Source organism: Pannonibacter carbonis (assembly GCF_003012935.1).
GTDB lineage: Bacteria > Pseudomonadota > Alphaproteobacteria > Rhizobiales > Stappiaceae > Pannonibacter > Pannonibacter carbonis.
This window is the reverse complement of record NZ_PUDR01000005.1, coordinates 192,521-205,274: the sequence shown is the minus strand read 5'-3', so window position 1 is coordinate 205,274 and position 12,754 is coordinate 192,521. Positions and strand designations below refer to the sequence as shown.

Sequence of the window (12,754 nt, the reverse complement as noted above, 5' to 3'; positions counted from 1 at the left end):
TACGAAGTACCTCTGCCGGTTCAGCCGGCCATCAGTGCGCCCGGGTTGGTCGACTGCTGGCGCAGGTTGAGCTTGTTCATGGCGGCGACATAAGCGCGGGCAGAGGCGACCAGCGTGTCCGTGTCGGCACCCTTGCCTGTGGCGATGCGGCCGTTGGCTTCAAGGCGGACGGAGACTTCCGCCTGCGCATCAGTGCCTTCGGTCACGGCATGAACCTGGTACAGCGACAGGGTGGCCGTGTGCGGGCAAATGGCGCGGATGGCCTTGAACAGCGCATCGACCGGACCGTCGCCGGTGGCTTCCTTGGTTTCGTGGCGGCCGTTGATGTCCATCGTCAGGATGGCCTTCTGCGGGCCGCCCGTGCCGGCGATGACGGTGAGCGCGATCACCTTGGCGCCTTCGCCAGCGGTTGCGATCTCGTCCTCGACCAAGGCTTCGATGTCCTCGTCATAGACGTTCTTCTTGCGGTCGGCGAGGTCCTTGAAGCGGCGGAAGGCTTCCTGCAGGGCGTTGTCGCCCAGTTCGTAGCCCAGATCCTTCAGCTTGTCCTTGAAGGCATGGCGGCCGGAGTGCTTGCCCATGACCAGCGAGGTGGCCTTCACGCCGACGTCTTCCGGACGCATGATCTCGTAGGTTTCGGCGTTCTTGAGCATGCCATCCTGGTGGATGCCGCTTTCATGGGCGAAGGCGTTCTTGCCGACGATGGCCTTGTTGTACTGCACCGGGAAGCCGGAGACGGCCGACACGAGCTTGGACGCGCGGGTCATGAACTTCGGCTGGACGTCGCAGGTGTAGGGCAGCACGTCGGAGCGGGTGCGGATCGCCATGACGATCTCTTCCAGCGCGGCATTGCCTGCGCGCTCGCCGAGACCGTTGATGGTGCATTCGATCTGGCGCGCGCCGCCCGCCACACCGGCCAGCGAGTTGGCGACCGCAAGGCCGAGGTCGTCGTGGCAGTGCACGGAGAAGATCGCCTTGTCGGCATTCGGGACCCGGTTGCGGATCTCCATGAACATCGACTTGTACTCGTCCGGCGTTGCATAGCCGACGGTGTCGGGCAGGTTGATCGTGGTCGCGCCGGCCTTGATCGCGGCCTCGACGGTGCGGCAGAGATATTCGATCGGCGTGCGGGTGGCGTCCATGGCGGACCATTCGACGTCATCGATCAGGTTGCGGGCGCGGGTGACCGTGTCGGCGATGATGGCCAGGACTTCGTCCTCGGACTTGTTCATCTGGAACTTCAGATGGATCGGCGAGGTGGAGACGAAGGTGTGGATGCGGCCCTTGTCGGCATGACGGACGGCTTCGCCGCAACGGTCGATGTCGGCGTGGATGGCACGGGCGAGGCCGGCGATCACCGAGTTCTTCGAACGCTTGGCAATCTCGCGCACCGCCTCGAAGTCGCCGTTGGAGGCAATCGGGAAACCGGCTTCGATGATGTCGACGCCCATGTCGTCGAGGAGTTCGGCCACCTGCAGCTTTTCCTCCAGGGTCATGGAGGCGCCGGGCGACTGTTCACCGTCGCGCAGGGTGGTGTCGAAAATGAATACCTTGTCCTTGGAGCTGGCCTTGTCTGCCGGGCTGTTCGCGGTCATCGGTGGTTTTCCTTCCCTTCAGTCCCGCTGGCCCTAGTCAATCATTGCCATGGAGGGCGGCAGGCGGGAGCGGTCTTCAATCCTTGGGTGAGTTCGCTATCCCCTGAGTGCCCGCCCACGCATGGGCCTGCCGACGCTCAGGGGCATCTAAGCAGCAGCAGCTTGCCAAGCAGGAGGGCGCGCGCAGAAAGGCCACCGCGGAGAGCCGCAGTGTTCGAAGCTTCGATCATGTCGCGAACGGCGATCATGCGGGCTTTCGGCCTTTTGTTGGGATCAGCCGGTGGCTGATCGTTGAAATGCCGGCCTGAGGGCCGGCGCGCGTCGATAGGCAAATTCTGTAGCGGATGGGGGAGGGGCGCGCAAGACAAATTGGGCCGTGCGCGCCTCAGCCAATCAGAGGAAGAGCTCGCCGCGGGCGATCAGGGTCGCCTGGCCGCCGATGCGCACTGCGTGCAGCGAACCGGCTTCCACATCGATTTCCAGGTCGATCAGGGACGGGCGGCCCATGTCGAAGCCTTGCTCGATGCGCAGGAAATGCGTGCCATTGGTCGGGCGGTCGAAGTGATGCACCACGCCGGCAAAGGCTGCGGCCGCCGAGCCCGTTGCCGGGTCCTCGTGCACGCCAAGGTCGGGGGCGAACATGCGGGCGTGGAAGGCGCTGTCATGTGACCGGGTCTGGCGCGTGTAGATATAGGCGCTGCGGGTCTTGGCCGGACCGAAGGCTTCGGACCACAGGGACACGACCGGGGAGACACGGGACAGGACGCTCATGTCGGCGACCGGCACGAACAGGAAGGCCACGCCAGCGTCATAGAGGCAGGGCTTGTGGTTCTCGAAACCGATCTCGGAGGGGATCAGCCCGAGGGCGGCGGCAATCGCCTCCTTGTCCTGCGCAGGCACGCCCGGCTGCGGCAGCTTGGGCACGTCGAACTCGGCAAAGCCGGCGGCGTTCTCCTTCAGCGTCACGCCGCAGCGCACGGTGCCGATCTCTTCCTCCAGCACGACAACGGCATTCTGCTCGCCCTTGATCTCGCCGAACCGTTCCATGGCAAGGAAAATCGCCGTGCCGACGGTCGGGTGGCCGGCAAAAGGCAGCTCGCGGGTTGTTGTAAAGATGCGCACCTGCGCCGAATGGGCGGGGCCGCGCGGGGGCAGCAGGAACACGGTCTCCGACAGGTTGAACTCCCGCGCGATGGCCTGCATCTGCGCTGTGTCGAGCCCTTCTGCGTCCTGGACCACGGCAAGGGGATTGCCCGCCAGGGCCTTGTTGGTGAACACGTCGAGCACGGCGTAGCGGCGTCCCATCGGCAGTCTCTCCCGGATGCGTGTCAGAGGCGTGTCCCGATCAGGCGGGACCGGCCGGACTTTTGCATGGTTTTGCCCGCGCTGCCAGTCCGCCCTGTTGCGAAGTGGTTAGCAAAGGGTTGATCCGCAAGGGATCCTGTCAGCCCAGAAGATGCTGCGCGATCAGCCGCGAAAAGGCCGGAACCTTGGCGGACGGCAAGTCGCCGGGGCGTTCGAGCACAAGAATGTCGGACAGTTCCTGCTCTTCTGTCGCGCGGGAATGGGCCAGCATGTCGTCCCGCAATTGCCGGGCCGGCCGGTTGAACCGCAGCTCGCGGGCGACCGACAGGCGCGGTCCGTCGCGCACGGCAAACAACGCGCCGGCTTCCGCGTCCTCCACCTTGAGCCCGGTTTCCTCCGTCAGCTCCCGCGCGATCGAACCTTCCAGATCGACGGTGCCGGCCTCGGTCAGGTCCCCCAGATCCAGGCTGCCGCCGGGGGGATAGATCAGGCCGTTGTTGGCTGTCTTCGGACCCATGACGCCGAACAGCAGCTCACCACCGGCCGCGCGCACGACGGCGGAGCCGAAGACATTGGCGCCGCGGCGGTCCGGACAGCCCCAGTCGCGCCAGGCGATGAAACTGGCAAAGGCAATCTCGGCGCAGGTGCCGCTCAGCGTGCCCGCTGCATTGATGGCAATGTCTGTCGTCTGCAACATGCGCCCGTTCCACATGTGCGGATTGCGCGCCAGCGCCTCTGCCCAATGGGCCGCGATGGCCGCCTCGTTGTCGGTCTCGAAGGCCCAGCGGGCGGCGGGGTCAAAGCGCAGGGCAACGCGCTGCAACGGCAGCACGCTGGGCGCAAGCTCGCGTTCCATCAAGGGGATGCGCAGGCCCGGGATCATCGTGCTGTCGCGCTCGGTCAACACCGCAAAGCCGAGGCGCTTGTAGAAGCCGACAGCATTGGCATCGCTCTCCAGCATCAAGCGCCGGTGACCGCTTTGGCGCATGTGGTCTTCCACGGCGTCAATGAGCAGCCGGCCAAGCCCCATGCCTTGCGCTTCCGGGGCGACAAACAGGAAATCGAGATAGAAATGATCGGCCCGCTTGTCTCCGGAGGCAAAGGCCACCGGCTTTCCATCAAGTTCGGCAACGATCACCGTCTGCGACGTCAGCATCGCCGGTGTCACCCTGTTGTTGGCACGAAACCCCGCCATCTCCGGCTCCGGATACCCCCAGGAGCCCTTTGACCGGTGCAGGATATCCGTCAGGGCAGCAGCATCAGAAATGCGCCCGGGGCGCAGGCGGGGAGCAGCAGGCATATCGGCAAGGTCCAGTCTGACAGGCTGGCGGGAGGCAGACAGGAAGTAGCCTTGAACGGCCGGGTCAGCAAGGGCGTCAGTGGCCGCTGCCGCTCAACACCCGGATATCCTTGATGAGGCGGTAGAGGACAAACGGCGCGCTTTCGAACGGGACGAAGCCGAAAGCCGTGTAGAAGGCGCGGGCGGGTTCGTCCTTGGCGTGGACCACGATAGCGCGAATGCCTGCGATGTCGGCAGCGCGCAGCGTCCTGAGCAGCGCATCCTTGAGCAGGCCCGAACCGAGACGCTGCCCCTGCCAACGGCGGTCGATGGCGAGGCGCGCCAGCAACATGATCGGGACCGGATGCCGTGGAAGCCCTTTACGCAGGCGATCCGGCGCGGCTGCGGTCTCGATCTGCCCGACAGCAAGGCTGTAGAAGCCCACGACACTGCCGTTCATCAGGGCGAGATAGGTTTGGGCACTGCCAGCAGACTGATTGCCCAAGGCATGGTTCTGGAGAAAGCTATTCAGCGCCGCCGAGCCGCAATCGAAGCTGCCAAGATCGTGCAGGGCAGTCAGTTTCTCGATTTTGGGCTTGTTCGGGCTCGTCATGCCTCAGTCGAAGACACTTGGGGACGTCAGAAGCTGTTCGAGCCGGTCGTCGCGCCGAGGTGGGCCATCCAGGGCCGCGAGAAAGGCGGTCCAGTCTACGTCGTTCAGCTGAATGATGCGGCGATCCAACAGTGTCGCCTCGGCTTCGGCCAGGGCGCTGTCGAGAACGAACTCCGACATGCTCTTGTGGCGCAGCTCTGCTGCCTCCCGCAGAAGCCGCTTGGCTTCCGGCGAGAGGCGCATTTCCAGCTTCTCTGTCCTTGCGGGCGATGACATCAGCCAAACCTTTGCGGGCGCATAATTCTTGCCTGTTAGACTAGCTCATCGTCCTGACGATGTCATGACCGGATTTTTGCCCCAACCCCTCACCCCTTGGTAAACGTCCCGTTGCGCAGTTCGGTGACGGCCTGGATGAGTTCCTCGCGGGCGTCAATTGGGTTCGTTTTTGGGAGTAAAATTGCGTCTCTGGCTATGACTGGCTATTTTGTTGAGTGAAGATGTCTTGTTGGTAGCATCACAGCGAATTTTTGATGAAGGCAATTCTAGACGTTGAGAACAAGGCGCCTAAAGAGGTGAGTAACTTTGGGGCTATTGAAAAATCTCTCAGGGCTTTGAAGAGCTATGGCTCTCAGTCTTTTGCTATCGTTACGAGGCCGGATGGTTCGTACATTCAGGTTGCTGGGGGACGGTTCACATGTGTCCTCGAAATGCGCAGCCAATCTGATCAGAAGCACTATCGAGCGCACTACGACGTGCCGAAAGTGCCTTTTGAAGGGCCGCAAGTCTTGGTGTTCGGCGGCGGTCAGATAACCGTAAACCCAGACGAAATCTTGTTTATCGATGATGTTGTGAACGCATTCACGGCATTCTTGGGTCTGGCCACCTATCCGGACAATATCGTCTGGCGCGATGTGACCGAGATTTTGAACAGTACACAATAGTCGTACAAAGACATTATTCGACTGTCAACCGCCCTTGCCCCGGACTAACCAGAGAGCAAAGGCAGCTGGACTTGGCCGTTCGGGCTCCCCAAACCCTCACCCTTTGATAAAAGTTCCGTTGCGCAGTTCGGTGACGGCCTGGATGAGTTCCTCGCGGGTGTTCATGACGATGGGGCCGTGCCAGGCGATGGGTTCGCGGATGGGGGCGCCGGAGACGAGGAGGAAGCGCATGCCCTGTTCGCCGGCCTGCACGACGATCTCGTCGCCCGCGCCGAAGATCACCAGCGTGCGGTCGCCGGTCTCGTCGCGGATGTAGAGTTCCTCGTTGTCGAGTTCCTTTTCCGTCAGCACGCCGAAGGGCTTGGAGGCGTCGGCGAACTTGCCGGCGCCCTCGAAGATATAGGCGAAGGCCTGGCGGCGCGTGTCGACGGGCAGGCGCTTGGCGCGGCCGGGCGGAATGGTGATGTCGAGATATTGCGGCTCGGCGGCGATGCCGTCGACCGGGCCGCGCTTGCCCCAGAACTCGCCGCAGATGACGCGCACGATGGTGCCGTCGTCGTCCTGGATCACCGGGATGTCCTTTGACGTCACGTCCTGGTAGCGCGGCGCGGTCATCTTCAGCTGCGAGGGCAGGTTGGCCCAAAGCTGGAAGCCATGCATGCGGCCGCGCGCATCGCCCTTCGGCATTTCCTGATGCAGAATGCCGCGCCCGGCGGTCATCCACTGTACGTCGCCAGCACCGAGGCTGCCATTGTTGCCGAGGCTGTCGGTGTGGTCGACGGTACCGGCCAAGACATAGGTAATGGTCTCGATGCCCCGGTGCGGATGCCAGGGAAAGCCGGCGGCATAGTCGCGCGGGTTGTCATTGCGGAAATCGTCCATCATCAGGAACGGATCGGTCAGCTCCGGATCGCTGAAGCCGAAGACGCGGTCGAGGCGGACGCCGGCACCTTCCAGGGTCGGGGTTGTGCCGCTGATCTGGCGGACGGGACGGATGGACATGGGAAGTCTCCCTTCAGGTCTTGTGTTGCCTTGAAGGTAGTGCGGTTTCGCCCGTCCTCAAACGGCGGTGACACGGACGCAGTGTTCACTCTGGGTAAACAGACCTCCGCCGTTGTTCTCGTCCTTTTTCGTCTGCCGGGGCTGTTTCGCCGGGAAGATCCCTCTATGATCCGCGCTATCCGCCAGCACGCTCAGGTCGTGTCAGCCCCGGTTTCCGTTTTCCTTTTCCCGGCCCGCTACGGGAGTTCCCATGCCGCCAGCCCTTCAGATCGAGCAGCTTTCGAAAACCTATGAGAGCGGCTTCAAAGCACTCAATTCCGTCAATCTCACCATCGAGCGGGGCGAACTGTTCGCGCTGCTTGGTCCCAACGGGGCGGGCAAGACGACCCTGATCTCGGTGATCTGCGGCCTGGTGCGCGCCAGTGCCGGCACCGTCCGGGTGCATGGGCACCACTGGACCGAGGAGTATCGCACCGCGCGCCGCCTGATTGGCCTGGTGCCGCAGGAGCTGACAACCGAGTCGTTTGAAACGGTGTCGGCAACGGTCAACTTCAGCCGGGGCCTTTACGGGCTGCCGAAGGATCCCGCCCGCATCGAGCAGATCCTGAAGGACCTGTCGCTGTGGGAGAAACGCGACTCGCGCATCATGACCCTGTCCGGCGGCATGAAGCGGCGCGTGCTGATCGCCAAGGCCCTGGCGCATGAGCCCAAGGTGCTGTTCCTCGACGAGCCGACGGCCGGTGTCGATGTCGAACTCAGGCGCGACATGTGGGACGTGGTGCGGCGGTTGAAGGCCTCGGGCGTCACCATCATCCTGACCACCCACTATATCGAGGAAGCCGAGGAAATGGCTGACCGCGTGGGGGTGATCACCAAGGGCGAGATTATCCTGGTCGAGGAAAAGAACGCCCTGATGCGCAAGCTCGGGCGCAAGCAGCTGGTGCTGCAGCTGGTCGAGCCGCTGGCCCGGCTGCCGGAAAGCCTGGCCGGCTATGACCTGACGCTGGCTGCGGCGGGGGATGAACTGACCTACACCTATGACAGCCAGGGCGAGCGGACCGGGATCACCGCCCTGATGAGCGAACTGAGGGAGGCTGGCATCCACTTCCGTGACCTGCAGACCCGGCAGGATTCGCTGGAAAAGATTTTCGTGAACCTGGTGAGGCAGTCCCAATGAACCTCCACGCGATCCGCGCCATCTACGCCTTCGAGATGGCCCGCACCTGGCGGACCCTGTTCCAGAGCATTGTCTCGCCGGTCATTTCCACCTCGCTCTATTTCGTCGTCTTTGGCGCTGCGATCGGCTCGCGCATTCAGGAGGTGGACGGGGTCAGCTATGGCGCGTTCATCGTGCCGGGGCTGATCATGCTGTCGCTGTTGACGCAGAGCCTGTCGAACGCGTCCTTCGGCATCTTCTTTCCCCGCTTCACGGGGACAATCTTCGAGGTCCTGTCGGCGCCGGCGTCCTATTTCGAGATCGTGGTCGGCTATGTCGGGGCTGCGGCCACGAAGGCGATGCTGGTGGGTGTGATCATCCTCGTCACCGCCAATCTGTTCGTCGACATGCGCATCGAGCATCCGCTGTGGATGGTGCTGTTCTTCGTGCTGACGGCGGTGACCTTTTCGCTGTTCGGCTTCATCATCGGCATCTGGGCGAAGAATTTCGAGCAACTGCAGTTCGTGCCCCTGCTGATCGTCACGCCGCTGACCTTCCTCGGCGGCTCGTTCTACTCCATCCGCATGCTGCCGGAGTTCTGGCAGACGGTGACGCTGTTCAATCCGGTGGTCTATCTGGTCTCCGGTTTTCGCTGGAGCTTCTATGGCCAGGCGGATGTCGGCGTCGGCCTCAGTCTTGCCATGACGCTGGTGTTTCTCGCCGCAAGCCTCGGTGTGGTTGCCTGGATCTTCAAGACCGGCTATCGCCTCAAATCTTGAATCACAGCCGTTTTGCGGAGACATCCCGTGCCTGTCCTGACTGCCCAGACGCTCGCCAGACCCCTGCTTGTGCTGCTCTTGGCCGGGGGGCTCGCCGCCTGCCAGAGCAGTGGTGCAAGTCAACGGGCAGTGCCGGCCCCGGGCAATCAGGTGGCGTCCGCCGCCGCTGTGGCGGCACCAGTTGTTGCAGGCGCGGCTGTTGCCCAGCCTCCAGCCAGTGCGGAAGCCCGCGCAAAGTCGGTTCTGGTGCTGGATGGCAGTGGCCGGGAGATCGACGGCTTCAACGCAGATGCGCCGCGTTATCCGGCGTCGCTGACCAAAATGATGACGCTCTATCTTCTGTTCGAGGCCATTGACCGGGGCGAACTGACGATGATGAGCGAAATCCCCGTCTCCGCCCGGGCCGCCTCGCGGCCACCGGCGCGGATCGGGGTGCCGGCCGGATCGACGATCCGTGTCGAAGACGCAGTCCAGGCGCTGGCGGTGCGTTCGGCCAATGACATGGCCGTTGCCGTGGCAGAAGCCGTGGCAGGGTCGGAAAGCGTCTTCGCGGCGCGCATGACCGCCAAGGCCCAGGCGTTGGGGATGAGCCGGACGCGCTTCGTCAATGCCTCAGGTCTCAGCGATACGCGGCAGGTGACCACCGCGCGCGATATGGCGCGCCTTGCCGCAGCGCTTAGCAGCCGATATCCGCAATATCTGCATTACTTCAACCGGACATCCTTCGCCTATGACGGCCGTGTCTTCGAGGCAACCAACAAGCTGATTGGCCGGGTGCCCGGCGTGAATGGCCTGAAAACCGGCTATCTGTCGATGTCCGGTTACAATCTCGTTGCGACCGCCGAGCGGGGTGGTCGCCGTGTGATGGTCGTGGTCATGGGCGGGGCTACGGAGGCAGCTCGCGACCGTGAAGTGACCGATCTGATCGAGCGCTATTACGCAGACGGCGTGTAAGCACATATTTGCCTCTGCAAGTGAAAACGGCCCGCCAAATGGCGGGCCGTCTGCGTTCCGAAAGGGCTGAGGACGATCAGTTGCGGGATTTGTCGACCAGCGCGCCCTTCTTGATCCACGGCATCATGCCGCGCAGCTTGGCACCGACTTCCTCGATCTGGTGCGCGTCGTTCAGGCGGCGGGTTGCCTTGAACTTGGCGGCGCCAGCGCGGTACTCCTGCATCCAGTCGGAGGTGAACTTGCCGGTCTGGATGTCCTTCAGGACGCGCTTCATCTCTTCCTTGGTTTCGGAGGTGACGATGCGCGGGCCGGTGACATACTCGCCCCACTCGGCGGTGTTGGAGATCGAGTAGTTCATGTTGGCAATGCCGCCCTCGTAGATGAGGTCGACGATGAGCTTCACTTCGTGCAGGCACTCGAAGTAGGCCATTTCCGGAGCGTAGCCGGCTTCAACCAGGGTCTCGAAGCCAGCGCGGATCAGCTCGACGAGGCCGCCGCACAGAACGGCCTGCTCGCCGAACAGGTCGGTCTCGCACTCTTCCTTGAAGGTGGTCTCGATGATGCCCGAGCGGCCGCCGCCGACGCCACAGGCGTAGGACAGGCCGAGGTCAAGGGCATTGCCCGAAGCGTTCTGGTGAACGGCCACGAGGCACGGCACGCCGCCGCCCTTCTCGTATTCGCCGCGCACGGTGTGGCCCGGGCCCTTCGGCGCGACCATCAGCACGTCGACAGTGGACTTCGGCTCGATCAGGCCGAAATGGACGTTGAGCCCATGGGCGAAGGCAATGGCGGCGCCGTCGCGGATGTTGGCTTCGATGTGGTCCTTGTAGATGTCAGCCTGCAGCTCGTCCGGGGTGGCCATCATCATCAGGTCGGCCCAGGCGGCAGCCTCGGCGACGCTCATGACCTTCAGGCCGTCAGCTTCGACCTTCTTAGCGGTGGTGGAGCCGGGGCGCAGGGCAACGACGATGTCCTTGCAGCCGCTGTCCTTCAGGTTCAGCGCATGGGCGCGGCCCTGCGAGCCGTAACCGATGATGGCGACTTTCTTCGACTTGATCAGGTTGAGATCAGCATCACGATCGTAATAAACGCGCATGGGTCTTCCTTTCTCCCTATTGCGGATCAAGAGGCGTTGCCGTGGCACCGGCTGGCCTCCCGTCTTTCATTTTCCTCCGCCCGCGAGCGGCGCATCGGCGCCGAACAGGCGGTAGAACCGGTCCACCGCCAGGCTTGCCTGACGGTCTACGTCCAGATCCTTCGTGCGCGGCTTGTCGCCGAGGAGCTGGCGGATATGCTGATCGCGGACGGCCAGGCCATAGAGCACCTGATAGGCCTCCTCCGCGTCTTCAAACTTCAGGAAACCCCGGAACCGGCCAGCCTCGAGCAGGGCACGGGCGCGGGTGGAAATCGTGTACTTGCCACGCAGCAGCAGCAGGCGGCCAAGGCGGGCATCCTCGCGGTTGGATTGACCAATCGCCAGCCGGTTGAGCGCCAGCGAGGTCTCGCCGGTCAGAACGCCCAGAAGCTCGTGCACGAAGGCGGTCAGGTGGCTGCGGAACGTGACCGCGTCGGTCGCCGCGCCTTCGGAGGCAAAATGCACCTTGCTGGCCTGGTAGGAGACGACGGCAGCCAGCAGGCCATCGCGGTCGCCGAACCACTTGTAGAGGCTTTCCTTGGAGCAGTTGGCGCTGCGGGCAAGACCTGCCGTCGTCAGGGCCTTTTCGCCACCTTCAACGAGCAGCTTCAGCGCGCATTCCAGCACGGCCTGCTGGCGCGGGGTGAAGGCCTCGGCCTCATCCGGCAAGCTGTCGTGTAGGGCTGTGTGCGCCACCGCGAACTCCTCTTCAATGTGTACCGTACCGTACGGTTCATGCTTTTAGGGGAGGATAGGCGGGCTCGTCAAGGGGGCAAGCGACGAAACGCAGAGGGCATTGAAAGGACGTCTTCGACCGCTCAGAGACCCTCGGTTGTCTTCCCGGAGGTAGCGAAGCGGAGATCCGGGACCGGAGACCCAAGGTCTCACAGGTTTTAGCTTATGGACACATCGATACCTTGGCTCTCCGGTCCCGGCTCGGCGCTGCGCTTGGCCGGGATGACGCAGGTGAGGGGAATGTCTGTCGGCTGTCCGTTCGATCAAAAAGGACGCTGTAGTAGCGCCATAATACCCGTGTGCCGCGCGGTTTTGCTAGGGTTTGCGCCTACCGCTTTCAGCCTAGGGAGGACAGCATGGCGGCCAAGAAGATCCTGATGATCACCGGCGATTTCACGGAAGATTACGAAACCATGGTGCCGTTCCAGGCCCTGATGGCCGTCGGCCATACGGTGCATGCGGTATGCCCGGGCAAGAAGGCCGGACAGACGGTGGCCACCTCGATCCATGATTTCGAGGGCGACCAGACCTACACGGAAAAGCGCGGTCACAACTTCGCGCTCAACGCGACCTTCGCCGACATCAATCCTGAAGACTATGACGCGCTGGTGATCCCCGGCGGCCGCGCCCCGGAATACCTGCGTCTCGATGCGGCGGTGCTGGCGGCTGTCCGGCACTTCTTCGAGGCCGGCAAGCCGGTGGCTGCCATCTGTCATGGCGCTCAGCTTCTGTCGGCCGCGCGTGTCATCGAAGGGCGGACGGTTTCGGCCTATCCGGCCTGCCGCCCAGAGGTGGAGCTGGCCGGTGGCACCTATGCCGATATCGCCATCGATGGCGCCGTGACGGACGGCAATCTTGTCACCGCCCCGGCCTGGCCGGCCCATCCCGCCTGGCTCGCCCAGTTCATGACGGCCATGGCGGCCGCCGACACGGCCCGCCAGGCAGCCTGAGCCGGCAGAACCAGCGAGGGGCGCACGATTGGGTGCGCCTCTGACCGGTGCGATTCCTTGTCATGTGGTCGTCATCCCGGCCCAGCTGAGCGACAGCGAAGCGCCGAGCCGGGATCCAGACATCAGTCGCGCGAAGCGCGACATGACTTAATCGGCGCTGGGTTTGAAGCTGACGAGTTGAGGCGCTCGCTTATGCTCGCACATATGTGCTGGATCCCGGGTCAGGCCCGGGACAGGCCCCGGATCTGCGGTTCGCTCACGCTCACCTTGTCCGGAATGACGGCGGAAAAGATTTAGGGCCTCGGCAGCC

The 12,754-nt window shown here is 63.4% G+C and carries 13 protein-coding genes; 5 read left to right on the top strand and 8 right to left on the bottom strand.

The features are described 5' to 3' along the window. Positions 1–20 precede the first annotated feature (20 nt). The 5 genes from C8348_RS09320 to C8348_RS09300 form a co-directional block, all read right to left on the bottom strand. Complete coding sequence (locus C8348_RS09320) at positions 21–1,595, bottom strand: 2-isopropylmalate synthase (RefSeq protein WP_106753045.1); 1,575 nt, start codon at positions 1,593–1,595, stop codon at positions 21–23. Between the two features lie 393 nt (positions 1,596–1,988). After that, the gene (locus tag C8348_RS09315) at positions 1,989–2,900 is read right to left on the bottom strand and encodes a PhzF family phenazine biosynthesis protein (protein ID WP_106753044.1); all 912 of its coding nucleotides are present in this window, start codon (positions 2,898–2,900) and stop codon (positions 1,989–1,991) included. A gap of 139 nt (positions 2,901–3,039) precedes the next feature. Then, positions 3,040–4,200, bottom strand: coding sequence for a GNAT family N-acetyltransferase (locus C8348_RS09310; RefSeq protein ID WP_106753043.1), 1,161 nt, complete (start codon positions 4,198–4,200; stop codon positions 3,040–3,042). A gap of 76 nt (positions 4,201–4,276) precedes the next feature. Further along, on the bottom strand, positions 4,277–4,792 hold the full coding sequence (locus C8348_RS09305) for a GNAT family N-acetyltransferase (protein WP_106753042.1): 516 nt from the start codon (positions 4,790–4,792) through the stop codon (positions 4,277–4,279). Positions 4,793–4,795: 3 nt separating this feature from the next. Further along, on the bottom strand, positions 4,796–5,068 hold the full coding sequence (locus C8348_RS09300) for a type II toxin-antitoxin system TacA family antitoxin (RefSeq protein WP_106753041.1): 273 nt from the start codon (positions 5,066–5,068) through the stop codon (positions 4,796–4,798). Between the two features lie 254 nt (positions 5,069–5,322). On the opposite strand from C8348_RS09300, the gene C8348_RS09295 reads away from it, so the two are divergent. Further along, on the top strand, positions 5,323–5,733 hold the full coding sequence (locus C8348_RS09295; protein ID WP_106753040.1) for a hypothetical protein: 411 nt from the start codon (positions 5,323–5,325) through the stop codon (positions 5,731–5,733). Positions 5,734–5,829: 96 nt separating this feature from the next. Here the strand turns inward: C8348_RS09295 and C8348_RS09290 are convergent, their stop codons facing one another. Beyond that, complete coding sequence (locus C8348_RS09290) at positions 5,830–6,735, bottom strand: pirin family protein (RefSeq protein ID WP_106753039.1); 906 nt, start codon at positions 6,733–6,735, stop codon at positions 5,830–5,832. 250 nt (positions 6,736–6,985) lie between these two features. Here C8348_RS09290 and C8348_RS09285 point away from each other — a divergent pair, with 250 nt between their 5' ends. From C8348_RS09285 to C8348_RS09275, 3 genes are read left to right on the top strand one after another with little or no spacing between them, the layout of a single operon-like run. Further along, positions 6,986–7,912 carry an ABC transporter ATP-binding protein gene (locus tag C8348_RS09285; RefSeq protein WP_106753038.1) on the top strand — a complete coding sequence of 309 codons (927 nt, stop codon included), beginning with the start codon at positions 6,986–6,988 and terminating at the stop codon, positions 7,910–7,912. Next, on the top strand, positions 7,909–8,670 hold the full coding sequence (locus tag C8348_RS09280) for an ABC transporter permease (RefSeq protein ID WP_106753037.1): 762 nt from the start codon (positions 7,909–7,911) through the stop codon (positions 8,668–8,670). The genes C8348_RS09285 and C8348_RS09280 overlap by 4 nt, the downstream gene beginning before the upstream one ends. Before the next feature lie 27 nt (positions 8,671–8,697). After that, positions 8,698–9,624 (top strand): D-alanyl-D-alanine carboxypeptidase family protein, encoded by a 927-nt coding sequence (locus C8348_RS09275; protein WP_244293969.1) that lies wholly within the window; start codon positions 8,698–8,700, stop codon positions 9,622–9,624. 76 nt (positions 9,625–9,700) lie between these two features. Here the strand turns inward: C8348_RS09275 and ilvC are convergent, their stop codons facing one another. Further along, complete coding sequence (gene ilvC / locus C8348_RS09270; RefSeq protein ID WP_106753036.1) at positions 9,701–10,720, bottom strand: ketol-acid reductoisomerase; 1,020 nt, start codon at positions 10,718–10,720, stop codon at positions 9,701–9,703. Between the two features lie 66 nt (positions 10,721–10,786). Beyond that, a complete protein-coding gene (locus tag C8348_RS09265) occupies positions 10,787–11,455 on the bottom strand; it encodes a TetR/AcrR family transcriptional regulator (RefSeq protein WP_106753035.1) in 669 nt (222 codons plus the stop codon). Between the two features lie 395 nt (positions 11,456–11,850). On the opposite strand from C8348_RS09265, the gene C8348_RS09260 reads away from it, so the two are divergent. Next, positions 11,851–12,444, top strand: a complete 594-nt coding sequence (locus C8348_RS09260) for a DJ-1/PfpI family protein (protein ID WP_198646983.1) — start codon at positions 11,851–11,853, stop codon at positions 12,442–12,444. Positions 12,445–12,754: the final 310 nt, after the last annotated feature.